Source organism: Nocardiopsis algeriensis, assembly GCF_014203695.1.
Taxonomy (GTDB): Bacteria; Actinomycetota; Actinomycetes; order Streptosporangiales; family Streptosporangiaceae; genus Nocardiopsis; species Nocardiopsis algeriensis.
The window spans coordinates 13428-37051 of the sequence record NZ_JACHJO010000017.1; the positions used below are offsets into that span (position 1 = coordinate 13428).

Genomic DNA, 23624 nt, shown 5'->3' on the forward strand with positions numbered 1-23624 from the left:
GAAAGAATCGGTGGAAAGCGGCACAAAGACGGCGACCGAATCGGTGTTCAGTCGCCGTCTGGTCGGTGACAGCGGGTGATCTAGGCCAGTCGCCAGGGCGCCTTGCGTGAGCCCGGCTTGATGATGTGACCGGCCTCGCGCAACTCGGCCAGGGCCGCCTTGACCGCGGTCGCCCCGCAGCCGGGACGCCCCTGGAGCTGCTCCACCACCTCGCTGGTGGTGGCCACCTTGCGCTCGCGCAGCACGGCCAGGACCTCGGCGGCTGCCCCGCTCACCCCGGCCGGGGCGGCGACCTGGTCCCGGGCGGTCTGGGCCGCGGCCGCCTTCTCCTGCCGCGCCAGGCCCAGGTCAACCAGCACCCGGTGCGGCACCTGCGGAGGCAGGGTCACCCCCACCGCCGGGCCGCCCGGCGCGTCCCCGGCGGGGGCGGGCGTGCGGGGGGCCCGTTCCACCGCCTGTCCCGTCAGCAGCCGGCGGCCGCGCGCGATGCGGGCCGCGATCTCCTCGGCCGCGGCGGCCTCGGCGGCGTCGGCGTCGTGCAGGCGGGAGGCGAACATGCCGCTGGTGCCCTCGTCCAACGCATCGGCGCTGAAGGGGTCCAGGTCTTTGACTTGGACCTGGGCGGCCTGGGCCATGAGGCGGGCGGTGACCTCGTCGCCGGAGTAGGCGGTGCGCATCACGCAGTCCCGGCCCTTCAGGCTCACGGCCAGGCCCTTGTTGCGGGGCTCGTTCTCGGGGTCGGGCAGGCGGGCGGGGTTGGACTTGGGGAAGTCGCGCATGAAGATGCTGGCCTGGTTGGCCTTCATCTTGAGCGAGACGGCGTTGGCGGCGGTGGCATTGGCGCGCACGCTGTCGTGGCCGAAGTCCTCCAGTCCGAACCCTTGGGTGATGACCACGACCGTGACCCCTGAGGAGCGGCCCTTGCGGCACAGCCAGCCGACTTTCTTGGCCAGGTCGGGGTCGGCGGCGACCTCGTAGAACTCATCGAAGAGCAGCGCGATGCCGGGGAAGTCGCGGCTGGGAGCGAATCCGCTGGTGCCCTGGGCGGCCAGGTAGCGGCCGCGTTCTTTGACCAGCGTGATCAGCCCGTCGATGAGGGTGTGCCAGGTCTGGGGTTCGGAGTCGCCGATGAACCAGTTGGCGTGTTCGGCGATCAGCGGGGAGGACTGACCGCCCTTGGGGTCGACGTAGATGGTGTAGGTACAGCCGGTCTGCATCATCCCCAGCATCAGCCCCTCCGACAGCGAGGACTTGCCCGAGCCGGTGACGCCGCCGATATAGCCCGACCACATGGACGTGCCGTCGTAGAGCAGCCACTCGGGCTCGCCGTCGCCGTCGACGTAGCGGCCCAGCCGGATCAGCGTCTTGCCCTGGCGTTCGACCACCCGGGAGCGGCCGTCCTCCAGCGGCACGGGCACGTCCATGATCTGGCGGCTGATCGCGCGGATCCAAAACACCGTCGGGTCGGGTTCGGCGCCGTCGGCGGGGGAGTCGTCCTCGATCTCCAGCTGGGAGGGGCTGATCTTCAGCGCGGTGCCCAGCCGGCCGATGTTGGCGCGCACCATCTCCGCGCCCTGGCCGTCGGCGACGGTCTCCACCTTGGCCAGCACCCCGAACGTGGTCGGCTCGGCCTTGATCAGGCGGGCGCCGGACAAGATCTTGCCCTGGGCGGCCACGTGGCTGTCCCAGCGGGTGGTGATGCGCCCGTGCAGGTCGGCGGGGACCGCGGCGCCGGAGGCCTCGGGGTCGGGCAGGGGGCCGGTGAAGATCTTCTCCAGGCCGGGGCGGCGCACCACCAGGGCGTGGCGGTGGTGCTGCCACCAGCGCGCCGACACCCCCAGCAGGGTGAGTATCCCGGCGGCGGCGGTGGTGCTCCACCCCTGCGCCGTGGCGGGGGCGGCGGCCGCCACCACGGCGGTGTAGGCCACCGCCGCACCGGCCACGACGCGGGTGTGGCCGGTCTCGGTGGCGGCCCAGGCCGAGGCCAGCGGGTAGCGGCGCCGGGCCCAGCGGGAGCGCAGCACCTGCGGGGTGACCGCGGCGGCCAGGCCCGCCCCGGCGGCGGCGATGAGGGAGGCCGCCGCCGGGGCCAGGCCGGCCTGGGCGGCCATGCCGGTGTACAGGGCGCTGGAGGCGAACACGGCCCCGCCCCAGTACCAGGGGGTGAACACGTGGGAGTACATGCGCCGCAGCGACCCTTCACCGGGGCGGGTGAGTCCGTCCCAGGCCTGGGTGAGGATGCCTTCGGCGCTCCAGCTTCGCTGGCGGGCAGCAGCGGGGGGTGCGGTGGTCGTGGCCACGTCGGCCTCCTTGGGTCGATGGTGGGGCGGGTGTCGGTCACGCGGGCGCCGGAGGAATGCTTCCGGCGCCCGCGTGGCGGGCACCCGCCCCCGCGCAACACCCGGTTGCGCGGGGGCGGCCGGGGTCAGTCGGCGGTGTAGTAGGACTTCTTGGTGGCGGCCGCCGCGGCGTCGGCGTGGGCCTGGGCCACGGCGGCGTTGAGCCGTACGACCGCGTCGGTGGCGTGGGCCACCTGGGTGCGTGCCATCGCCACGGCCTCCTGGCCCTGGGCCAGGCGGGCGAGCATCTCCTCGCCCATGCCCGCCCGGCGTGCGGCGTTGAGCAGCCCCTCGTAGTGGGGCAGCACGACGGTGTCGACGAAGGTGGTGTGGGCGCGCATCGCGGCGACGTCGCCCTCGAAGGAGGGCAGGTCCACCACGACTTGCACGGCCTGCTGGGTGGCGGTCGCGGTGCCGCCGGAGGCGGCGGCCTGGCTGGGGCCGGCGGAGTCGGGGGTGTTCTCGGACATGGGACAGCTCCTTGACTGCGGGTGACATCACGGGTGTGGTCGCGGACGCGACCGAACCGGCCGGGCCCCGGTCTGGGGGCCCAACGACCAAAAAAATTGGTGGAAACCGGTAGAAAACAGGCGACCGAATCCCGTTCGGTCGGGGTTCGGTCGCCGTTTGGTCGGTGACGCTGCGTCTACCGTCCTCGGGTGAGGTAGTCGCCGTCGGCGGCGTCGGGGGTGGCGGAGCGGGCGTCGGCGACCACGGTGTGGGTGCGCTCCAGCTCCTCGCGCACCGCCCGGCACGTGATGGCGGCCTCGGTGTTGGCCGCACCGGCGGCGGAAACCTCCGTGACCGCGATGGCGCCCATGGCGTGGGAGGCCATGCCGGCCGCCAGCGCGTCCATGTCGGCGGCGATGCGGTCCATGTAGAGGGCGTAGGAGTCCAGGGCGGCCAGGTGCGCGTCCAGGGTCTCGGCGTCGGACAAATCGATCACGGGAACCATCTCCTTGTTGGTGGTGCGCAGGCCCGCGACCAGCTCGCGGGCCAGGGCGCGGTCACGGTCGTGGCGGGCAAGGTCAGCAAGCTCCTCCTCGGCGGTGCCTGCGGGCCGGTCGCCGTCGGCGACCGGGGGCTCCTGGGGCCCCTCGGGCTCCTCCCGGCCCTGGTCCGGAGCCTCTTTGCGGCGCAGGGGCACCACGTTGTCGGGCACCTCGCTGTCAGCGGCATCGGAGCGGGCGGCCGGCTCCTGCTCGTCCGGGTGCGCATCCGCACCCGAACGCTTGTGCCCGCGGGCCTTGAGCAGGGCGTAGCCCTTCTTGACCAGGCCCTGCTTCTCCTGCTTGCGGGCCTTGCGGGCGGCCTTGCGCTCGGGGCGCGACAGCCGCCGCCGGGCACGCCAGGCGTCGGCGTCCTCCAGGGCGTCCTCCCACCAGTGCCGCACCAGGTCCTTGATGCGGATCCGGCGCGGCTCCAGAGCGGGCGGCAGCGGCCGGCCCTCGGACAGGGCCTTCTCCCAGGCCCGCAGCCGCTCCTTGTCGGCGGCCATGCGGGCGGTGCGGTAGGCCACCGACGGCGGGGTCTGGCCCTTGAGGATGGCGGAGGTGTCCTTGATGCCGCCCCCGGCGGTGCCCCAGGTGACCAGGGCCGCCAGGATCATGGCGCTGAACGGGTCCACGCTCAGCCTCCGATCAGGGCGCTCATCAGCCCGGTGGCGGCCCCGGCACCGGCCTCACGCAGGCCGCCGTGCAGGGAGCCGATGATGCCGCCCGCGTACATGGCAGCGATCGGGGTCAGGACGAAGCTGATGATCGCGGCCTTGTTGCAGGTCCGGTCCACCATGAGGTCGGCGATGATCACGATGGTGCCGATCAGCGCACCCACGCCCAGGATCATCGAGGGGGAGACCCCGCCGCCGAAGAGCCCGCCGACCGCGCCCGCGATCGCGCCGGCACCGAGGTTGAGGATGTAGCCGATCCAGCCGCCGACCTCCGAGGCGGCCAGGGCCAGCGAGCCCAGCGCAGCCAGGGAAATGGGCAGCCACCAGTGCTTGCCCCACTTCTTGTTGGTCAGCCAGGCCGCGGCGAACAGGCCGACAGCCGTGATGAAGTACATGGGTGGTTCTCCTGTCTACGCAGGTAGAGGCGGTTTCAGAGGAGTTCGGTGATCGCTCCGGCCAGCGAGCCGAGCACGATCCACAGCGCGGCGGCCCCCAGCAGCAGCGCGGCGGTGCGCGCGGCCGAGACCATCGACCAGGCCAGGAGGATGGCGGCCGCCATGACCGGCAGCGATACGGCCAGGCGCACCACCTCCGCGGCCCGCAGCAGGCGGTGGTCGGGCAAGTGGTCACCCTTGAGGGCCTGCTCCCACAGGTGCTTGAGGCCGGGGGCGGCCTGGTGCACCAGGTCGGGCGGGCGCAGGTGCTCACCAGCCCAAGCGCGCAGCCTGGCGATGCGCTCCAGGTCCAGGCCCCCCGTCTCCTTGGGTGCGCGGGCCTGAGGCTTTTGCGCAGCGGGCGGCTCCGGTTCGGGGGCCGGGGGCGGAGGGGCCGGCGGCGTGGTCGGCTCCGGTTCCGGGGCGGTAGCGGGCCGGGGCCCGGGCACGGCCCGCAGCGGCGGGGCGGCCTCAGGGCTCCGGCGATGATCGTGGTGCGTGCCCGGGATCGGGGACGCGGGGTCGGGTAGGGCACCCATCGGCCCCTCCAATTCGGTGATGTGTGCAGGTCAGGTATCGAACAGCGCAGGCTGCACGACGTCGTCGGGGTAGTGCTCGGCCAGGTGCTCGTCCACCTGGTCCTCAGCCAGCGGGCGGGTGCGCACGATGTCTCCGCGCCAGGAGCAGGAGCACTGGGGCCAGTGCAGGACCCAGTCAGGGACCGGCACCGGCTCGATGCGGGTGCGGTGGTTCATGCCGCCGCCTGCGGTTGGGGCGAGGTGCTCTGACAGCCCTGCGGGCACCTGCGCCCGTTGCCCGTGGGCAGGCAGTAGGGGTGCAGCTCCCCGCACGAGGTACAGGTGCAGCGCGCCAGATAGGCGCGGGCCAGCGACCGTTCGCGAGCCGGGCTCAAGGGGCGCACCGGACGGGCCAGGCTGCGGCGGTACAGGTTCGCGGTGCGAACCCCGCCGATGTTCCCGGCCCGGTTGGACCGCCACTTGAGCTGGCCGGCCACCTCCAGGCCCGCGATGCTCAGGCCTTCGGCCCGTAGCTGGGCTTTGGTGCGCAGGTCCGGGTCGAAGAGGCGGCTCCAGCCCCACGGGAACGTGGGGACGCCGAAGCGTTCGCCGGTCAGGTCGAGGAACGGGTGCAAGGCGGCCACAGAGTCTTCTCCTTCCATGTGTGGGGCCGCCGCCCGTGCGGGCGGCGGCCCGTGGATCGTGGTGGCCCGCCCCGCACGGGCGGGCCACGAGCTGAAGGTGGTCTCGGGATCGGGGTCTCCTTCCTGTGAGGGGCGTGCGGGTGGGCACCAGGGTTCGCGCGGCGCCACCTCACCCCGCGCAACGGGGGTGGCAGTGGTTCGCGCGGCACCGGAGTGGTGCCCGCACCCGCCCGACCGCTAGGGGCCGGGCAGGTGTGGGCACCCGCCGGAGCAGGCGGGTGGGCACCCCTGGGCACCTCCAGGTCAGGAGGGGTGCCCAGGGGTGCCCAGGGGGTACGAGTCAGCCCCGCATCTGCGGGGGCAGGTGGCGGTTCACGGTGCGGCGGGACACCCCCGCCTCGGTCGCGATCGCCGACACCGACGGGGTGGCCCCGGTGGCGGCCAGGCGCTTGTAGGCGGCCAGCACCGCGGCCCGGTTGCGCTCACCCTCGCTGCCCGGGGTGGGCACCCTGGGCACCGTCCGGTCGTCGACGGCGGGCACCCGGCGGGCCGGGGTGCTCTGCGGAAACCCGAACCCCGCGGTGAAGGGCCCATCGGTGATCGCGGAGGCGTCGTCGGGCACCCGCTCGTTACCGATGGCGGGGCCGGCCCCGATGGGGCGCATGAGCGTCAGCTCCTGCTCCAGCGCGAACCGCTGCTTGAGCAACTCCGCGTCGGCGCGCTGGGCGGCCAGCTGCGCTTCCACCTGGCGCTGGAGCGCCTCCTGGCGCATCTGGTGCTCGGCCTCCTGGCGGATGCGCTCGGCGTCGGCGTCGGCCTGCTGGCGCATCCGGTCGGCCTCGGCCTGGGCGGCAGTCAGCTCCATCTCCGCTTCGGCCTTGGCGCGGGCGTAGGCGGCCTGGCGGCGGATCTCAGCCAGCTCGCGCTTCTCGTCCTCGGTCAGGTCCGTGGACAGCGCCAGCTCGCGCTCGCGATCGGCGTCCCGCTCGGCCTGAGCAGCCTCCTCGGCCTCCAGGCGCTCCTTCTCGGCGGCCTGGGCGGCCGCGGCCCGGTCGGCATCGCGGCGCTGCTCCCACGCGGTGCGGGCAGCCAGCGCGATGTGCCACAGGAACTTGGAGCCGATCGGGACCAGCGCGAACGCGACCTGCTCGGTGCCCCAGTGGTGACAGCCCAGCAGGAGACCGGCGGCGGCCGCCGCGATCCACCCGCCGATACTGGCCAAGCGCCGCACGTCGGGCGCGACCCAGGCCACCAGGACGGTGGACACGATCAGGACGTCGGCGAAGACTCCGGCGGCCCACCCGGCGGGGCCGTTGCCGATGATGTCGGCGGCGGTGTTGGCCACCCACATCAGTGACAGCAGGGAGGGAACGGCCGCGGCGGCCACCACCAGGCGGGTCGGGGTGAACCACCCGGCCAGGCCGGAAGCGGCGGTCGGCGCGGTCGGCATCGGGTCAGTGGTCTTCTTCAAGAGCTTCATCGTCAGCCCTCCTTCGGGGTGCGGGGGCGGGAGTGGGTGGTGTGGGTCATCAGGGCGGGGCCGCCGGTGGCGGCCAGGAGCAGCGCGGGGATCACAGCCGTCAAGGCGGCCGCGGCGATGATCAGCACGGCGATCACCGGCGGGCCCCGCAGCTGGCGCACACGTAGGCCGCGCGCATCACGTCCCAGGCCATCTGCTGTCCGCAGTGCCAGTAGGTCGCGCAGCAACGCAGGAAGCGGGCGAAGTGGCTCATGCGTCCACCTCCGGCTCCTGGTCGCCGCTGTCGACGAGGCGCTCCAGGTCCGGCAGCGCGTAGAGCGCCACCACGACCGCGATGGCAGAGACTGCCCAGGACTGGGACAGCATCAGAATCCCCACCAGCCCGGTCAGCGCCCCCAGGGGAACGAGCCACTTCATGCTCATGCCGCCACCCCCTGCTCCTGGCTGGTGGTGGTGCGGGGGCCGCAGACGGTGGCCAGCGGGGCCGGGGCCGGCCCCAGCACCTGCTGCACGGCCAGCACCAACAGGTTCCGGGGCAGGGGGCCCAGCACCTCGCGGTAGGCCTGGAGCAAGGCCGCGAGGTGCTGCCGCTGGCCGGTGGTGCTGTGTGCCTCCACGCGGTGGGTGGCGGCCTCCAGCTCTGCCACCAGGGCAGAGCCGGAGACGACCTCCCACTGGCACAGGGTGCACTCACGGCGCTGCACGCCCGTGAACGGGGACGGGGGAGAGGAATCGGTAGGATCGATGGTGCGCATCACGGTGTTCTCCTTTGCTGGTGGGACTGGGTGTGCGAGAGCCCGCCCGGGGTCCGATCCCGGGCGGGCTCGCTTGTTCTCGTGGTGGACCCTGGTGGTCCCCCAGACCGCCCCGGCCGTGCGCGTGGTGCGCAGGGTCGGGGCGGACGGGCACCCCAGGGGTTCAGCGCGTTTCGGCTATGGCCTCGCGCAGAGCGGTCAGCCCAGCGATCTGGGCATCCAGCAGCTCGACCAGGTCGAGACCGCCGGTCACCAGCAGCAGACCCGCGCGGAGCACGGTGGTGGTGTAGCCCACCGCCTCCAGCGCAGGGGCCGGGGAGTCGACGTCGCGGGAGTACTGGAGCAGGACTCCGCCGCTGGTGGCGCACACCTTGTAGATGTGCGTGTCGCCGCAGAACATCGCTGCGATGGTGCGGATCTCCGCGGCCTGGGCGGTGGCGGTGACCGCCGCGCCGGGCGCGGGGACCTCGCGTTCCTCCTGCGGTCGGCGCCGGGGGTGCAGCACCATGGGGCGCCGCCGCTGCTGATCAGCAGTCTCGGTCGTGGTCATGGGCATGGGTGTCCCCTCTCAGGTGGGTGTGGGTGTGCTGGTCAGGCAGCCAACACGGTGGTGTGGAGTGCGATCTGCCCGCGGGTGCGGGGAGCGGTCTGCAGTACCCGCAGGAGCACCTGGCGCGCCTCAGCGGGGGTGGTCCAGGCGGCGGTGATGCGGGAGGCCGCGGTGGCGCCGTCGATCCCGGCGGCGGGGTCGTCCAGGACCTCGGCCAGGTCGGCGTGGACCTCGGCGGCCAGTTCCTCGGCGGCCGCGCGATCCTCGACCTCGGGCTCGTCCTGGGCCTGGTCGTCGCCGTGGGGATGGTGCGGGCTGATCCGGTTGGGCCCGTCGGGGGCGGTGTCCTCGGGATAGACCGTGACCTCGGGGTCGTAGACCGCGTTCGGGTTGGTCTGCGTCGGGGCCTCGGCCGAAGCTCCGGAGTCGCCCCAGATGGTGGCGATCATGTGTTCGCGGCCCGCGGTGAGCATCAGCTCGGCTGCCTTGCGGCCGCCGGCGGCCTCGATCGCGTGGGCGATCTCCCAGTCGTGGGTGGTGCTGCTGCTCTGACCGCGCAGGACGCGCACGATGTCGGCGCGGGTGGCGCCGGTGGCCTCGCTGATCTGCGCGATCGTGAGCATGGTTCCTCCCAAAGAAGCGGGCTGCATGCCCTGCAACTGTGCTTGCATTTCCCAGGATGAGCGAGCACACTAGATATGTCAAGCAGGAAGAGCAACTGATTCTGAATGAGGTAGAGGAGTAGCCTCAGATCATGGCCAACACACCTGAGCAGCCCTACCTGAAGGTCCTCAATGCGCTCCGTAGCGCTGTCGACTCGGGGAGCCTCTCACCTGGGGACAAGTACCCGAGCATCAACGAACTGGTAAAGGAGCATGGCGTTGCACCTACAACTGCACGGCGCGCGCTCACGAAGCTCCAAGAAGCAGGGATCGCGGAGCCGCGCCACGGCATCGGCTGGTTCGTCACTGTGCCTCCTCCGCCTCAAGCCACCCTGGAAGAGCGTGTCGCCTCCCTCGAAGTCGAGGTCCGCGAACTGCGTGAACAACTGGACTCCAGGGTGTCGTGACCCATACAGAGCCCACGAGAGGCAGCCAGGGGGCACCCAGATGCCCCCTAAATGCCACCTAGACAGAGCGAGCACAGCATGAGGAGCGTGGAGGCATGAGCACCTCGATAGCCCCGTGGGCGCGGCGCATCAAGAAAGAGCGTGAACTTCGTGGCTGGACTCAGCGCGCATGCGTCGAGCGCCTGCGGTACGAGACCACCCGCGAACTCCCCGAGCAGAGCACCATGCTGGACCAATGGAAGCGCTGGGAAGCTGGCCGAGTGATGCCCAGCGCTGAATATCAGCGCATGATTGCCAGCCTCTTCGGCTCAGTGTCGGGCGCCTTCTTCGCCGCTCCTCGCAGCCCGCAGGAAGTCCTGGAAGCCGCCGCCCCTGGATCGGACACACCAGAGCTGCTCGCACGACTACGACGTTCCGCCGTGGACCAGGCGACCCTGGAGTCCCTACGGCTCACAGTGGATCGGCTCTGCTCGGACTACCCCGTGATCAACGCACACCAACTCCTGACCGAAGGCCGAGCCTGGCTGGCCCGACTGGCGGACCTCCTGGAGCTGCGGGTCAGCCTGACGCAGCACCGCGAGATCCTGTCCCTGGCAGGGATGCTCGCGCTCCTAGTGGGCTGCCTGGAGCAGGACATCGGTCGTAGCCCCGCAGCAGAAAGTACGCGGCAGTCCGCCCTGACCCTAGGCACGGAGGCCGGCAACACCAACGTCGTCGGCTGGGCACACGAGATGCGCTGCTGGTTTTCCCTGACCCAGGGCGATTACCGCACGGTCTTGACCTCTGCTGAGGCAGGCATCGAGGCGGCCGGAAACCAGTCGGTAAGCGTGCAGCTCTACGCCCAGCAAGCAAAGGCCTGGGCGCGCATCGGTAACCAGCAACGAGTCGAGATCGCCCTCGACCGCGGCCGGGAGCTGCTGGAGAAGCTGCCACCCCCGATGGACCCGTCACACCACTTCGTCGTTGACCCGTCCAAGTACGACTTCTACGCGATGGACGTGCTCAGAAGGTCCGGCAACGACAAGCTCGCTGACGGCTTGGCCGACGAAGTCCTGTCCACGTCCACCGACTGGTCGGGGCGCCTGGTGGCACCCATGCGAGCTGCTGAGGCCTACGTAACCAAGGGCGTGGTCGCGGCTCGCTCTGGAGACCTGGAAGGAGCCATCAGCTACGGCCGCCAGGCCTTAGACGGCACCCGACAATCCGTCCCGTCACTGGTGATGGTCAGCCAGGAGCTAGGACAGGTACTCACCGAGCAGTACAAGAACGAGCAGGAAGCACAGGACTACATCGAAGAACTGCGGTCTCTCGCAGAGCGTGTTGCGTGAAGCAGACGGGCCTGGACGGTTCGCCGATCCAGGCCCTTTCAGGCATCGCAGATGGCCGAAACGGCCTCCGAGCGCCACAAGCTCTAAGTTCAATGGCATTACCCAAGTAAAAAGGCGGGGCACTGGTGCCAGCCAGGTCCCCGCCTCCGCAGATGAGACTGGTCGATGCCACGACCAGGACACTCTCACCCAAACGCTGTAGGTCCATCGTACCCACTGGGTGCGACTGAGCCACATGTGAGTGTCCTGACGTTGCGGTGTCGGCCTAGAAGGCAGACCCGTGAGCATCCAGCACATGCAGATGGTCTTCGATGCCGAAGGCCTCTCCCCCCGCGAGAAGTGCGTCCTTCTCGCGTACTGCAACTACACCGACGCCCACGGCTATGTGTGGGCAGGTGTCCCTCGCGTCAGCGACGACACCGGAGCCTCTGAAAGCACCGTCAAGCGCGTGCGCAAGGAACTCCAGGAGCGCGGCCTGCTCGCCACTAAGCGCCGGGTGGACCCTCGCACTGGGCGGTCCACGTCGAACATCACGAGGATCAACCTCGATCTCCTTGCGTCCATGAAGCGAGCCCCGCGTGAGTACGACGACAACGTCATCGAGGAGCTGACTTTCGAGGCCGAAGAGACACCCTCTAAAAGCGCCTCTGACCTGCGGATAGGTCAATCTGACCCCGCCTCTGACCTGCGGATAGGTCAATCTGACCCCGGACCCGGGGTCAATCTGACCTCACCAGAGGGCGAGGTCAATCTGACCCCTAATTCATCAGATGAACCGTCAGGTTCATCCTCCTCAGGAGGTAGGCCGGCCAAGGAGGACGAGGAGGAGTCGCCTTCGGCTAAAAACACCTCCCCGCCGCGCGGGGTACAGCCCACAGACCTAATCCAGGACCTCACGGACGCCACCGCAGACGAGGCGCTCGCTCTGTGGGAGAACATCCGCCCAGACGTGAAGAAGACTCCAGGTGGCCTGATTCGCCACATGGCTGAGAACGGGGACCTGGCCTATCGACTCGGTGAGATCCGCCGTCAGCGTGCGTCTCAGGTGCGTGCAGCGGCATCTCAGGCCGCCGGGCCGGACCCGGTCTGTGGTGAGCACCGCGAACCGGTGCCCTGCGAGGCGTGCGCCGGGCTGCCGCCGCTGCAGCAGAAGCAGCTGCTGCGACGGTTCGGTCCCATGCGCCGTCCGGACCTGGCCGCGCACGTGGCGCCGGCCCCCGCCTCGACCGCTTCGGTCGGGGTCTGACCCTTCCACGAAAACGGCGGCGGGCCCGGTTGGTAGCCGAGGGCCCGCCGCCCGCTCACCCCTTGCATAGAGATGGAGCCCTTTCATCATGACCGACGAAACCCGCGTACCTCCACACGACATCCAGGCTGAGCAGAGCGTGCTCGGCGGCATGATGCTCGACGCCGACGCAGCCGTGACCGTCATGGGCATGCTCACCGCCGACCACTTCTACCGGCCCGCTCACCAGATCATCTACGCCGCGATCTGTGCCCTGACCAACCGCGGCGAGCCCTGCGACGCCATCGCGGTCAACGCCGAGCTGACCAAGCGCGGCGAGGCCACCCGGGCGGGCGGTGCTCTCTACCTGCACACCCTGACCGAGACCATCCCCACCGCGGCCAACACCGGCTACTACGCCAAGATCGTCTCCGACCAGGCCCTGCTGCGCCGCCTGGTCGAGGTGGGCACTCGGGCCGCCCAGCTCGGCTACACCGGTCAAGGTGACCCTGTCGACCTGGTCGATGCGGTTCAGGCCCAGATGCTGGCCATCACCGAAACCCAGACCAAGGAAGACGACCCCCTGCCCGCCGACTACATGCCCCGCGCCCTGGACCGCATCCAGCAACGGGCGACCAGGGGCGGGGGCCTGCAGGGCCTGCCCACGGGTTTCGCCGACTTCGACGCGCTCACCAACGGATTGCTGGCCAAGCAGATGGTGGTCATCGGGGCCCGGCCGTCGGTGGGCAAGACAACCCTGGCCCTGGACTGGGCCCGCCAGGCCGCGATTCGGGCCGGGGCCCCGGTGGCGTTCTTCTCCCTGGAGATGGGGGAGGAGGAGATCACCGACCGGCTGCTCTCGGCCGAGGCCAGGGTGCCGCTGCACACCATCAAGTCCGGGCTGGTCGACGACGCCCAGTGGCACCGGATGTCGCAGGTGCTGCCCTCGATCACCGACTCGCAGCTGGTCATCAAGACCGGGATCAGCCAGCTCGCGCAGATCCGGGCCGCGTGCCGGCGGATGAAGCGCTCGCTGGGGCTGCGGATGGTGGTGATCGATTATTTGCAGCTGGTGACCACCGACGGCCGCTACGACAACAAGAACGCCGAGGTCACCGAGATCTCCCGGGCCCTGAAGCTGCTGGCTGTGGAGCTGGACGTGACAGTGGTGGCGCTGTCCCAGCTCAACCGCAAGAGTGAGGAGCGGGCGGACAAGAAGCCGCAGATGTCGGATCTGCGCGAGTCCGGGGCGATCGAGCAGGACGCCGACCTGGTGGTCCTGCTGCACCGCGAGGACGTGCACGACAAGGACTCCCCGCGGGCGGGGGAGGCGGACCTGCTGCTGGTCAAGCACCGCAACGGACCTACCGCCGAGGTGACCGTGGCCTTCAAGGGCCACTACGCCCAGTTCGCGGACCTGCCTCCGGGGTGAACCTCGACGAACCACGCGGCCCCGCACCACGTGCTGGTGCGGGGCCGCTGTGTGCAGCGAAACAGAAAGCCGGCCCCCACTGTCTGTGCTTGAGTGGCCCTCCACCCCCACGAGAAGGAGATTGCCGGTGAGTGCTTCCGAAGACCACTTCGAACACATCGGTGACGACCACATGTCGGCCGAGGAGACCCGCGCCTGGATGGCCGAGAACACAGGGCCCAAAGGAGGCCGCTACTACAAGCGCTGCCAGCGCTGTGCCCCAACCCCGTGAGGTCTCTGTAACAACCTGTTGCCTTTACGCCGTAAAAATGGGCTGGTGTTTCTATCGCTGAGGGACTCAACACACCAGGTCGCCGTCGGGGTGCGGGCTAGAGTGAGGGTCCCGGCCCCCCGGGGGCAGTCAGGGGAATACACCCCCAGAAGCAGCACCTCTTATGGGAACCTGGGATTCCCTTCCGCCCCCTTCGGAGGTGATCAGTGCCCCGGATCGAACTTGAGCTCTACACCGACGACCCTGCCTGGGCCGCCGCACTGCGCTCTTACTGGACTTTGAACGAAGATGGCCACGGCTGGGCTCAAACGGTGGCAGAGGTTCGTGCGCAACATCAGCTGACGTCCCCGGAGATGACACAGCTCGTCCGGACCTGCGGAAGCGCACGCCTGACCGACATCACCTGTTCCAAATGCGGTGAGAGCTGGACCGTCGCTAACCGCACCGAGTACGCCGAGGTTCTGCGCGCCGATAACGGAGTCTGTGAAAGCTGCCATGCCCTGGCACAGGCGGCCCGCCTGCAAGCAGCGAAAGAACGCAAACAACACCAGCGGTCCCGCTTGATCGAGACCTTCCCTACCAACACTCACGACCAGCCATCCGTGGAGGAACTTTCCCTGTTCCAAGCCATCGGGTTGCATACGCTCTTCAGCGATCCCGCAGTCGAAGACTCCGGCATGACCACCCCCACCCGCGGCTGGCCCAAGGAGCGCCCCTGGTGTCCGGGCAGCCTCCTGCTCGACTATGAGCGCCGCCTCATCCACTCCAACCCGGCCACGATCTTCGCCCACCACGACTCTCACATCGACGCCTTCGTCTGGGAGGACGACGCACCCACCGGCAGTTTCTACCTCGGCAACATCAGCTACTACCTGATCGGACCTCAGCCTGACCCAGCCGAGCGCAGCCCTCAACTTCTCCAAGACCTCAACCGCGTCTTCCGTCAAGGCCCCTGGCCAGCCACTTGGCTGGAACAGTGGCGCCCCCTATGGGAGGAGCTGACCCTTGCCTATGCATCGGCCTACCTCGACATGAAGCTCAGGGAACACCACCTGGAGATGAAGCAGGGTGAGGGGACTTTGACCGCCCTGCAGGATGCATTGGCCACCTTCAGCCTGGGCCAGGTCTTCAACCTCATCTACCGGGCCACCCGGGACTCGGCTGCCTATTACCAGCGGGGCGGCATCACCAAGCGCCAGGCCGCCAACAGCACGGTCGGGCGCATCAGCGGTAGTGCCGACCGAGTCCGCGCCAACGGCTGGGACATCAAGTCCTTCAACCTGCCCTGGAACCTGCCCTTGACGGCCTTTGGCGAGGTCTTCTTCTACAAGGTCATGTGGCAAGCCGACATGATCCATGCTCTCATCGATGAGGTACGAGTTCCCGCCCACGCGGTCGAACCCGTCGCTGAGGAATGAGAGCACCACTCCCGGTGCACCCCTGCGAACTGAAGTGATACGCCTCGCAAGCGTGCTACGAGTGCGAGAGGGGCGTGTATGGATCGGGCGCGTGCTCGAAGCACCGCCGTCCCCGCGCGTACAGGCGGGTCGGACTGGCCTGGCAGTAGCGGGCTTCGTCGCCGATGAAGAACCGACACGGCTCGGCCACGGCAGCCTCGAACCAGGTATCCGCTTGGTCGGCTGCCACGGGCTCGGGTGCGTTCGAGGGCGGCCGTAACACCGTCAGCACCGGCAATTGGACTTCCTCGGCCAGGTGCGTCTCCATCTGTTCCACTGTTGTGCTGGCCGAACGCGGCCGGGGCCGTGCGGTGGAGGCCGATCGCGAGACGTGCAGTTTGGAGTCCTTGGACCGGCCCCGCCGAGAGGACGTGCTGCGCTTGCGGACGGGCGGGCCGATCCGTAGTCCCTCGGGCAGGTCCTGCTCGGTGAACCGGTGCCCGTGTTGTTCGGCGTAGGCATCGTGGTCTTGGGGGCGCACCCAGATCCGCATCACCCCGGACCCGTCCACCCCGGGGATCGCGATCGGCACGTACAGGCCGGCGGCGGTCTTGCCGACGAAGTCCTCCACCGGCACGGTTACCTTCTCCCACACCCCGTGCCAGTCCCCGCAGTCGTAGCTCCAGCCCCCGATCCCGGTCGACAACGGGCACCTGCCCGGCAGCTCGATGCAGCGCCGCCAGGCGAAGTTGCGCAGTCCGCCCAGCACCCGGGCTGCGCGCCCGGCGCGAATCTGCTCGGGCACGATCTGGGTGACCATCGACCACGGGGCCCGGTTGATGAGTGCCCGCGTGGGCGAGCCCGCCCGCAGATCGGTGGTCAACCAGGACGGCAGCCGGCCCTGGCGCACCGCGTTGTGGCTGCGCTGCAGCACCTGGCGGGCCTGGATTGGGCTCATCTGCACCTCCCAGGCCAACTCCTGGCCGTCGGCGCAGGTGACCAGCACGTCCGCGCGAGAGGAACGGTCCTTGGTCGAGGACTCCATCACCGCCGCGAACCCGGCCCGCTCGGCGTCGGCGGCGATGCGCTCCTTCCACGCCAGGTGCTCGGGCCCCTCGGGCAGGTAGCAGGGGCCCTCTCCCGAGGCGTGGTGAGCCACGATCAGCCGGTCCCGGTAGGTGCGCAGGTACACCCAGGTGGAGGAGCGGTTCATCTGCACACACCGCTGGCACTCCAGCACGCCGGCCTTGATCTTGCGGCGCGGTTCTCCCGGGGCGCCGCGCAGCGCATGGATCACGTCGATGGAGACACCGAAGTTGTCGAGGTTGGGGTCTAGCACGACGGGCGTGCCGACCCAGCGGACACGTGCGAGCTCCCTGGCCACGGGACCTCCTAGATTCCACGAGGGGAAGACGTCGGAACGGAGGGGCTGAAGTGATAGCAGTCACATCCGACATTTCCTCTCGGCCAACCGCAGCCCTCAAAGGGAGAAATTGTCACCGAACCGGATCTTGCGCTCAGCGCTCGCCGCAGATGCTCCAGCGCCATGACGGACACACGGCACCCCGGCTGCGGAACCCTTCACATCTCCAGTGCGGTTTGTCCGGGCACCTGGGTCTGCTCCTGGCGGCCGCGGCCCAGACATCTGCGGCACGTCACCGGCCCGGCGGAAGGGGTGAGCCGCAGCGGGTCCACAGCGGCGTGGCACTGGACGGCGGGCACCGGAACCCCCGCCCACATGTGCGTGGTCAGCCCGTGCACCACCTGGCCCTGGCCGATCCGCACCCCGGCGGCGTCGGCCAGCTCGATGCGGCGGCGGCGCAGGGTCGCGGCCAGGTGCTCCACGGTCGACTCGTCCAACCCGGCCGGTTCATGCTGTGGGTTCATGTCCTTCAGGATGCCCCGCACCGCCCAGGGCCTCCCCCGAGGCGGAAAGGAACATGACGTGCCCACGGCATGACGTAGGTCCGTCAGGTGTCTGACCTGCGCGGGTTTCAGATTTCCGCCCTCGACCGAGGCGCCCTGGAACACGAAAAGCCCCGCACCCTCCCCGAGCGGGAGAGTGCGGGGCTTGGTCGTGTCCGGGGTCAGCCGCGTGCTTGCAGTTCGGTGCTACTTCCTGCCTTCCATACGGGCCGTGGTGATCATCAGCTCAGCTCCTCGACGCCGGGGCGGATGCGGTGCAGCAGGGCCTTCACCACGCGCTCACCTCGGCCGTAGGCGTCATCCCAACGCGGGCCGTCCACGTCGGTGTCGCCGTCGCCGTCGGCGCAATGTGACGGCTAGGTGCTCGATCTCCGCGTCGCGGGGCTGCTCAGGGTGCTGGTCGGTCATCTGTTCAGGATGCCTTGGGTGCGGCCGGGGAGGGGGAGTCCACCCCCCGGCGGTGGCCTGCGTGCCGGTTACCACCACGCGGTTCGGTTGCTGGTCTCCGAGCATGAGAACTGCGAGGGGCTGAGTAGGCACGCACGGAAGGCGCGGGCACTGCTGGAGGAGGTGGGAGCCCCCCAGGTCCATATGGGGTTGCCGCCCGTGATGTATGCCGTGTCGCCCTCATCCATGACACGGTCGCCATTGGTGTCGACCTCGAAGAAAAGGACGTAGTTGGATCGCCCGTTCAGTACACGTCCCCAGCCGTACTGGCGCCCCTGGTAGGTGCCGAAGCGCACCTGGACGGTACCGACTGAAGTGTCCTTGGACACGGCGGTGCGCGAGTTGCTGATGCTGAGGACCTGGTCCTCGTTGATCCAGGTGAGGTAAGCGGCCGAGGCCGGAACGGCAGTCGCCACGCTACCGGCCATCACCACTGCGGTCGCGGCTACAACGGCTGCCACTTTCTTGAAGATGTTCTTCATGCTGCTCCTTCGGCGTGAAAATTCCGCACAGCAGCATGCCAAGGGCCTTTTTCGGCCAGGTTCTGATTTTCTTTCACTCAAACCTTCTGACCCGTAGCACCAGCCCCTTCCCGTCCACAGCGGCGTGGCACTGGACGGCGGGCACCGGCACCCCCGCCCACATGTGTGTGGTGAGCCCGTGCACCACCGCGCCCCGGCCGATGCGGGCGCCGGCTGCGTCAGCCAGCTCGGCGCGGCGGCGGCGCAGGGTGGTGGCCAGGTGCTCGACCTCGGGATCGCTGGGCTGGTGGTGGGTCATCTGTCCAGGATGCCCGTGCCGCGGCTGGGAAGGGGAGGGTGACGTAGGTACGGCATGACGTACTGACGGCGCCCGCTGGTTTCAGATTCTCGAGTTCGCCTGAGGCCTTGGAGGTCCTGGACGCAGAAAAGCCCCGCCCCCTGCTCAGCAGGGGGCGGGGCTTCGTCATGTTTCGCTGTCGTGGGTGGCGGCGTAGAGCCGCACCCGCAGCCGGTCGGCCAACTCTCTGACGCGAGCGCCGGCGGGGGTGTGCGGGGCAGCGGCCGCGGCCGCCGCCAGCACCGCGAGCACATCGTGGCCCTCGTCCACGGTGAGCAGCGGGGGTGTGCTGCCCGGAGCCAGGAGATCGTCAACGAGATCGACTTCGCCGGGCGGCTCGGTCTGGCGTAGGCGGGCGCGGGCCTCGCGCAGGCCGCTGGCGCCCAGGCCGCCTCGCGGGCGCGGCTGTCTCATCAGGGCCTGCCCTGCAGCAGAGCCCGCAGCTGTGGGGCGCTCATGTCGGCCTGTTTGAGGATGGAGGCGGTGGTGCCGCGCTTGAGTTCTTTGTGCAGCGGCACGATGACGGTCCGTGAGTCCCGGCTCCGTCTGAGCTTGGCGTGGTCGCCCCGGGTCTTGACGTGCTCGAACCCGGCCTTTTCCAGAGCGGCCACGACCTGGGCGCCAGAGGCGATGGGGATGTGGGAAGGACTCACGCAGGCAAGCGTATGCCGATCTCTCGGGCCTTGCTGGGGCCTGCGGTCAACCTGTGGACGAGCTCGGCCGCGTCCTCGTCTTCGAGGTACAGCTCCAAGGCCTCGGTGAGCGCGGCCAGGGCCTCGTCCTCGGTCTCGCCCTGGGAGGCCACCTCCACATCGACCGCGCGCGCCACGAACCCGCCCAGTTCCAGGTCAGGGGTCACGGTGACGGCCAGGTGCAGTGTGCGCTCCATGCACCTCAGCCTACCCATGTAGTACCCCCTTCTTGCTCTTCCTGCCTCTCCTTCTTGCCGGTGGGTGGTGTCTTGCGCCATGGCGCAAGACACCACCCACCGGCCTGGGCCGGCTGTTGTAAGTTCGCACCCTTGTGCACTGTGGGCCCGCGGGGGAGCACCGTGTCAGTGGACGATGGTGTCGGCCGGGTCTGCCCACAGCGGGCCGGGCTGGGCCAGCAGCCGCTCCAGCGCTGCGGCCCGCGTGGGCGCGGCGGGCACCACCGGCGGCGGCTGGGGCATCCGGCCGCGCTGGGGCGCGCAGGAGCGCCAGGTCTTTCCGGAGCGCCACACGAACCCCAGCACAGTCCCGTCGTGGGCGGTGGCCTGGTACAGGCGTGCGCCCTTTTCCGAGGCGGGGTCCTCGACCAGGTGTACCCGGGCCAGCTCGGCGGGGGTGTAGGGGCACAGCGGCCGGTCCTTCTTGGCGCGCGGACGCAGCCGGCGTTTGGTGTGGGCGCGCTCGCCCAGGTTGGGTGGGGGCAGCGGAGCGTACAGGTGCGTCCACAGTGCCAGTGCGGCTTCTTCGCGGGTGGGTGAGAGCGAGTGCGGTACCGGCCCGTCCACGGTGTGGGCGGTGAACCCGCCGCCGGTGGCGGGCTGGAGCCATCCCCAGCAGCGCGAGCGGACGTAGATGTCCTCGCGGCCGCTCACGCGGCCCCGGCGCAGTTCCCACTGCTCCATGTCGCGGGGGCGCAGGGGCAGGTCGGTGCGCTCTCCCCACAGCGAGGTGATCTCCAGCTGGTGGCCGTAGTGGGCGGCCAGCAGTTCGGGGACGGCGTCGGCCAGGTCGGGCTGGGTCGAGAGCGCGTCGGGGGCGGCCTGTTCGGCGGGGGTGAGCTGTGCCTGCTCGGCGGAGGACAGGTGCGCCTGGAAGACCCAGCCCGTTTGCAGGTCCCAGTCTGCGCGGTGGTGGATGGTGCCGATCCAGGCACCGTCCACGTGTACGTGGTAGCGCACCTGGACGTGGCCGTTCACCACAGCGGAAAAGCGCCTGACCACCACCTCGACCCTGGCCGGGGCGGGCCCCGGGCGCTGGGGTGGGGTGGTCAGCTCCTGGCCGTCGTTGCCGAAGGGCAGCTCGACCGCCCCGGACGGCGGCGTGACCGGCCGGGGAGCGCCTTCTTCCAAGCCGGGCATGGGGGCGGACCACAGCGGACCGGGGGCGGACAGCAGCGCTTCCACGGCCCGGGCGCGGGTGGGGGAGGAGGCGAGCACCGGTGTCCAGGTGCGCGGGCGGCCCGTGTCGGGGTCGTGGGCGGCATAGCTCCACCGCCCGGGACCGTCGCGGCGCACCCACCCCTGCGGGGTGTGGTCGACGCGCACCTGGTAGACCCCGTTCCCGTGGTCCTTGACGTGGGCGGCGTGCAGTTCGGACGGCGAGTAAGGGCACACCGGCAGCTCTGCCGACCGCGGCGGAACCGGCACCTCCGCAGGGGGTGTGGTTTCGGAAACCCCCTCCGCGGGGGTGCCGTTTACGGAACCGGCCCCCTCCGCTTCCTGGTCGGTGGCGGCCGCCGCGCCGAAGGTCTCCGACCAGGCGGCCGCGACCTGCTCGCCCCCGGCCCCGTAGGCCACACCGAGGGCGCCCTGCACCATCCCGGCGGCCGGGGGCGGCGCCCACGAGGGCGGCAGCACGCCGCGTTCGGCGGCGGCCAGCACCGGGCGCGAGCACGCGATGCCCGCCCCGGCGGGCAGCTGGGCGCGCACCGCGTCGGCCGCGGCAGCCAGGGTGAGCCCGGCCTGCACCCGCAGCCCGGCCAGGCCGGCGGGCAGCGAGCCGGGATCGACCAGGTCGCCGACGCCCACACCCACGGCGGCCGCGAGCGCGGCCAGGCGCGTTACCTCGGGGCGCTCGGCCCCGGACTCGTAGCGGATGAGCTGCTGGCGGGTGGTGCCCAACATCTCCGCGACCTGGCGCTGGCTGAGCCCGGCGGCGGTGCGGGCCGCCCGCAGCCGACCCGGGTCCAGGGGCAGCCCCTTCCCGCGCGCCATCAGGCCGACCCGATGGTGAGGGCATCGACCCGGGTGCGCAGGTGCGCGAGGTAGGCGTCTGCGGCCGCGCCGCGCTCGGCCGGGTCGGGGCAGTCGCCTGCGTGGCGGGACAGGCGCACCCAGGTGTCGAAGCTCAGGAGGTCGTGGCCGCGCGGGGGGATGGTGGTGACCTGGTAGCGCTCCCCGGCGAGGATCGGGGTGGGGCAGTCGTCGCACCGGCGGGGGTGGCGGGCGGTGCGGGTCTGGATGAACACGGTGTCGGGTCCTCTCGGGTCGGGAAGGAGCATCCGTGTCTATCCTAAACCACACGTGCCTTTTAGGTAAGGCGATTCCACGGCTTCCCCCGTGCGGTTTAGGGAATGCCGGGGTCTGGTTCGATGCTTCTCGCGCCAGGGGTGTGGTTTAGGTAGTTCGGGTTCCCGGTCGGATGTTCCTTGCGCCCTGGTACCGAGGTGGTCGCGTCCGCCTCATTCGATAACGCCAAATTCCTTGACGGCATCGCCAGAAGGCTGAAAGGGCGCCAGACTCAGCACATGCGACGAATCTGGGCGTGGACCCTCGTGTCCGTCGGGACGGCCTCTTTGATGGTGTTGGGCGCCTTCCTGATGCTGCCCGGGCTGGAGGAGGTGTCCTGGGCGGCGGGGACCGGGTCGTTTGTGCTGGCCGCTGCGGCCCTGGTCGTCGGGGTCATGGCCTTGGCCTGGCCACGCCGCACCCCCACACCTCCGACGCCGGCACCCTCCCCCGCTCCGGTGGGCGCGCAGCAGGTGGGCAACCGTATGGGCGACAACTCCGGCACCGCGGTCCAGGTCGGCACCATCCGCGGCCCGGTCACCGTGCACTCCCCACCCACCCCGTTGGCTCTGCCGGTGCCGGGGTGGGTGGACACCGCCCTGCCCGCCGGCCAAGCCGATCCGCGCGAGCTGGGTGCCCACCACGCTCCGCCCGGCCCCGACGGCGAAGACCTGCCTCCCTACGTGCCCCGGGATGTGGACGGCGAGCTCGACCGGCGTCTGGCAGCGGCGGCGGCAGCGCCGCGCGGGGGGATGGTGCTGGTGGCCGGTGCCTCGACCGCAGGCAAGACCCGAGCCCTGGCCCAGGCGTTGGCCCGTACCCTGCCTGAGCGGATGCTGGTGGCCCCGCCCGAGGACGCCGACCTGCGTCCCCTGTCCGCCTGGCTCAGGGAACGGGCCGCAAGCACACCGCGGGGATGGGTGGTGTGGCTGGACGATGTGGACCGCCACTTGAGCACCTCCGGTCTGACCCCGGCCCTGGTCGCCGAACTGGGCCAAGCCAACGCGGTGGTGGCCGCCACCATCCGCCAAGAACGGCTGGACGCCCTGCGCCCCAGCACCACCGACCCCATCCCGGGTACCGAGGGGGTGGGCTATGCGGTGCTCAAAACCCCGCCCATTACCCTTGACCGCCGCTGGAGCAGGCAGGAGCGCGAACGGGCCCGCACCAGCAGCGATGCGCGCCTAGTCCGGGCCGCCACCGATGAGCGCTTCGGCGTGGCCGAGCAGTTGGCCGCCGGCCCTCGCCTCCAGCAGACTTGGGTCAACGGCCCGGACAGCGGTCACCCGCGCGGGTACGCGCTGGTGGCCGCGGCGGTGGGCCTGGCCCAGGCCGGGGTGTCCAGCCCGCTGACCCGCGAGCAGCTCCACACCGCCCACACCAGCTACCTGCCCGACCCACCGCCCTTGCCGGAGGAGGCCGACCGGGCCTGGGAGTGGGCCACCAGGCCGCGCAGTGGCCTGGCCGGGCTGTTGGTGCCCGCCGACCACGACGGCCGCCGGTGGCGGGCCTTCGACTACCTCACCACCCCAGACCCCCTGCCCGAGGCGGTGTGGCACACGGCCTTGGACATGGCCACCGACCAGGACCGCTTCACCGTTGGCATCACGGCTTACAGCTCCGGGCGAACCGACATCGCCGAAGCGGCCTGGCGCCCGTTGGCTGAACAGGGCCGCACCTTCGTGATGGTCAACCTCGGGCTCCTGCTGGAGGAGACGGGTCGAGTGGGGGAGGCGGAGGCCTGGCACCGGAAGGCCGCCGACGCCGGGGACACCGACGCGATGTTCGGCCTCGGGGCTCTGTTGAGGGAGGCGGGGCGGGTGGAGGAGACCGAGGCCTGGTGGCAAAGGGCCGCCGACGCCGGCCACACCCACGCGATGTTCAACCTCGGGATCCTGCTGGCAGAACAGGGCCGGGCGGGGGAGGCCGAGCAGTGGTACCGCAAGGCCGCCAACGCCGGAAACACCGCCGCGATGAACAACCTCGGGATCCTGCTGGCAGAACAGGGCCGGACGGGGGAGGCCGGGCAGTGGTACCGCAAGGCCGCCGACGCCGGCGACACCGCCGCGATGAACAACCTCGGGGCCCTGCTGTTCGAGGCGGG

General features: G+C 70.4%; 29 protein-coding genes. 7 read left to right on the top strand and 22 right to left on the bottom strand.

The genetic code is table 11. The annotated features are described in order from the left end of the window. Positions 1-80: 80 nt before the first annotated feature. The 13 genes from FHS13_RS20670 to FHS13_RS20725 all read right to left on the bottom strand — a co-directional run bounded on the left by FHS13_RS20670 (position 81) and on the right by FHS13_RS20725 (position 9012). Positions 81-2300: a type IV secretory system conjugative DNA transfer family protein gene (locus FHS13_RS20670; RefSeq protein ID WP_184293633.1), complete on the bottom strand. Its 2220-nt coding sequence runs from the start codon at positions 2298-2300 to the stop codon at positions 81-83. 125 nt (positions 2301-2425) lie between these two features. After that, on the bottom strand, positions 2426-2809 hold the full coding sequence (locus tag FHS13_RS20675; RefSeq protein WP_184293634.1) for a hypothetical protein: 384 nt from the start codon (positions 2807-2809) through the stop codon (positions 2426-2428). Between the two features lie 176 nt (positions 2810-2985). After that, positions 2986-3966 (bottom strand): hypothetical protein, encoded by a 981-nt coding sequence (locus FHS13_RS20680; RefSeq protein ID WP_184293635.1) that lies wholly within the window; start codon positions 3964-3966, stop codon positions 2986-2988. Between the two features lie 2 nt (positions 3967-3968). Further along, positions 3969-4403 (bottom strand): hypothetical protein, encoded by a 435-nt coding sequence (locus tag FHS13_RS20685; RefSeq protein WP_184293636.1) that lies wholly within the window; start codon positions 4401-4403, stop codon positions 3969-3971. A gap of 35 nt (positions 4404-4438) precedes the next feature. Further along, positions 4439-4981: a hypothetical protein gene (locus FHS13_RS20690; protein ID WP_184293637.1), complete on the bottom strand. Its 543-nt coding sequence runs from the start codon at positions 4979-4981 to the stop codon at positions 4439-4441. Positions 4982-5011: 30 nt separating this feature from the next. Further along, a complete protein-coding gene (locus tag FHS13_RS20695; RefSeq protein WP_184293638.1) occupies positions 5012-5197 on the bottom strand; it encodes a hypothetical protein in 186 nt (61 codons plus the stop codon). Beyond that, positions 5194-5604, bottom strand: coding sequence for an RRQRL motif-containing zinc-binding protein (locus tag FHS13_RS20700; protein ID WP_184293639.1), 411 nt, complete (start codon positions 5602-5604; stop codon positions 5194-5196). Before FHS13_RS20700 ends, FHS13_RS20695 begins: the two co-directional genes overlap by 4 nt. Before the next feature lie 340 nt (positions 5605-5944). Further along, positions 5945-7084 carry a hypothetical protein gene (locus FHS13_RS20705; RefSeq protein ID WP_184293640.1) on the bottom strand — a complete coding sequence of 380 codons (1140 nt, stop codon included), beginning with the start codon at positions 7082-7084 and terminating at the stop codon, positions 5945-5947. Between the two features lie 2 nt (positions 7085-7086). Continuing rightward, the gene (locus FHS13_RS21800; RefSeq protein WP_281388868.1) at positions 7087-7221 is read right to left on the bottom strand and encodes a hypothetical protein; all 135 of its coding nucleotides are present in this window, start codon (positions 7219-7221) and stop codon (positions 7087-7089) included. 112 nt (positions 7222-7333) lie between these two features. Continuing rightward, positions 7334-7507, bottom strand: a complete 174-nt coding sequence (locus tag FHS13_RS20710) for a hypothetical protein (RefSeq protein WP_184293641.1) — start codon at positions 7505-7507, stop codon at positions 7334-7336. Next, a complete protein-coding gene (locus FHS13_RS20715; RefSeq protein WP_184293642.1) occupies positions 7504-7839 on the bottom strand; it encodes a hypothetical protein in 336 nt (111 codons plus the stop codon). The genes FHS13_RS20710 and FHS13_RS20715 overlap by 4 nt, the downstream gene beginning before the upstream one ends. Before the next feature lie 163 nt (positions 7840-8002). Further along, entirely contained in the window at positions 8003-8389 is a 387-nt protein-coding gene (locus FHS13_RS20720; RefSeq protein WP_184293643.1) for a hypothetical protein, read from the bottom strand. Positions 8390-8430: 41 nt separating this feature from the next. After that, positions 8431-9012 carry a hypothetical protein gene (locus FHS13_RS20725; RefSeq protein ID WP_184293644.1) on the bottom strand — a complete coding sequence of 194 codons (582 nt, stop codon included), beginning with the start codon at positions 9010-9012 and terminating at the stop codon, positions 8431-8433. Between the two features lie 131 nt (positions 9013-9143). Between FHS13_RS20725 and FHS13_RS20730 the strand changes: the two genes are divergently transcribed. The 6 genes from FHS13_RS20730 (at position 9144) to FHS13_RS20755 (ending at position 15132) form a co-directional block, all read left to right on the top strand. Further along, the gene (locus FHS13_RS20730) at positions 9144-9458 is read left to right on the top strand and encodes a GntR family transcriptional regulator (protein WP_184293645.1); all 315 of its coding nucleotides are present in this window, start codon (positions 9144-9146) and stop codon (positions 9456-9458) included. Positions 9459-9553: 95 nt separating this feature from the next. Then, on the top strand, positions 9554-10786 hold the full coding sequence (locus tag FHS13_RS20735) for a helix-turn-helix domain-containing protein (protein WP_184293646.1): 1233 nt from the start codon (positions 9554-9556) through the stop codon (positions 10784-10786). A gap of 280 nt (positions 10787-11066) precedes the next feature. Further along, positions 11067-12032 carry a helix-turn-helix domain-containing protein gene (locus FHS13_RS20740; RefSeq protein WP_184293647.1) on the top strand — a complete coding sequence of 322 codons (966 nt, stop codon included), beginning with the start codon at positions 11067-11069 and terminating at the stop codon, positions 12030-12032. An 88-nt stretch (positions 12033-12120) separates the two neighbouring features. Further along, the gene (gene dnaB / locus FHS13_RS20745) at positions 12121-13443 is read left to right on the top strand and encodes a replicative DNA helicase (protein ID WP_184293648.1); all 1323 of its coding nucleotides are present in this window, start codon (positions 12121-12123) and stop codon (positions 13441-13443) included. Between the two features lie 127 nt (positions 13444-13570). Next, positions 13571-13714, top strand: coding sequence for a hypothetical protein (locus tag FHS13_RS20750; RefSeq protein WP_184293649.1), 144 nt, complete (start codon positions 13571-13573; stop codon positions 13712-13714). Positions 13715-13920: 206 nt separating this feature from the next. After that, the gene (locus FHS13_RS20755) at positions 13921-15132 is read left to right on the top strand and encodes a hypothetical protein (protein WP_184293650.1); all 1212 of its coding nucleotides are present in this window, start codon (positions 13921-13923) and stop codon (positions 15130-15132) included. Positions 15133-15187: 55 nt separating this feature from the next. Here FHS13_RS20755 and FHS13_RS20760 read toward each other — a convergent pair whose 3' ends face one another. The 9 genes from FHS13_RS20760 to FHS13_RS20800 all read right to left on the bottom strand — a co-directional run bounded on the left by FHS13_RS20760 (position 15188) and on the right by FHS13_RS20800 (position 21480). Further along, positions 15188-16495 (bottom strand): competence protein CoiA family protein, encoded by a 1308-nt coding sequence (locus tag FHS13_RS20760; protein ID WP_184293651.1) that lies wholly within the window; start codon positions 16493-16495, stop codon positions 15188-15190. Between the two features lie 197 nt (positions 16496-16692). Next, the gene (locus FHS13_RS20765) at positions 16693-16998 is read right to left on the bottom strand and encodes a hypothetical protein (protein ID WP_184293652.1); all 306 of its coding nucleotides are present in this window, start codon (positions 16996-16998) and stop codon (positions 16693-16695) included. Positions 16999-17513: 515 nt separating this feature from the next. Then, the gene (locus FHS13_RS20770; RefSeq protein ID WP_184293653.1) at positions 17514-17966 is read right to left on the bottom strand and encodes a hypothetical protein; all 453 of its coding nucleotides are present in this window, start codon (positions 17964-17966) and stop codon (positions 17514-17516) included. A 73-nt stretch (positions 17967-18039) separates the two neighbouring features. Further along, positions 18040-18264 (bottom strand): hypothetical protein, encoded by a 225-nt coding sequence (locus FHS13_RS20775; RefSeq protein WP_425491204.1) that lies wholly within the window; start codon positions 18262-18264, stop codon positions 18040-18042. A 165-nt stretch (positions 18265-18429) separates the two neighbouring features. Next, on the bottom strand, positions 18430-18717 hold the full coding sequence (locus FHS13_RS20780; RefSeq protein ID WP_184293654.1) for a hypothetical protein: 288 nt from the start codon (positions 18715-18717) through the stop codon (positions 18430-18432). Then, complete coding sequence (locus FHS13_RS20785) at positions 18717-18956, bottom strand: type II toxin-antitoxin system HicA family toxin (RefSeq protein WP_184293655.1); 240 nt, start codon at positions 18954-18956, stop codon at positions 18717-18719. The genes FHS13_RS20780 and FHS13_RS20785 overlap by 1 nt, the downstream gene beginning before the upstream one ends. Beyond that, positions 18953-19192, bottom strand: coding sequence for a type II toxin-antitoxin system HicB family antitoxin (locus FHS13_RS20790; protein WP_184293656.1), 240 nt, complete (start codon positions 19190-19192; stop codon positions 18953-18955). The genes FHS13_RS20785 and FHS13_RS20790 overlap by 4 nt, the downstream gene beginning before the upstream one ends. Positions 19193-19357: 165 nt before the next feature. Next, on the bottom strand, positions 19358-21226 hold the full coding sequence (locus tag FHS13_RS20795; RefSeq protein ID WP_184293657.1) for a helix-turn-helix domain-containing protein: 1869 nt from the start codon (positions 21224-21226) through the stop codon (positions 19358-19360). Then, positions 21226-21480: a hypothetical protein gene (locus FHS13_RS20800; RefSeq protein ID WP_184293658.1), complete on the bottom strand. Its 255-nt coding sequence runs from the start codon at positions 21478-21480 to the stop codon at positions 21226-21228. The genes FHS13_RS20795 and FHS13_RS20800 overlap by 1 nt, the downstream gene beginning before the upstream one ends. 279 nt (positions 21481-21759) lie before the next feature. Between FHS13_RS20800 and FHS13_RS20805 the strand changes: the two genes are divergently transcribed. Beyond that, a partial coding sequence (locus tag FHS13_RS20805) for a tetratricopeptide repeat protein (protein WP_246405599.1) occupies positions 21760-23624 on the top strand: 1865 nt, incomplete at its 3' end.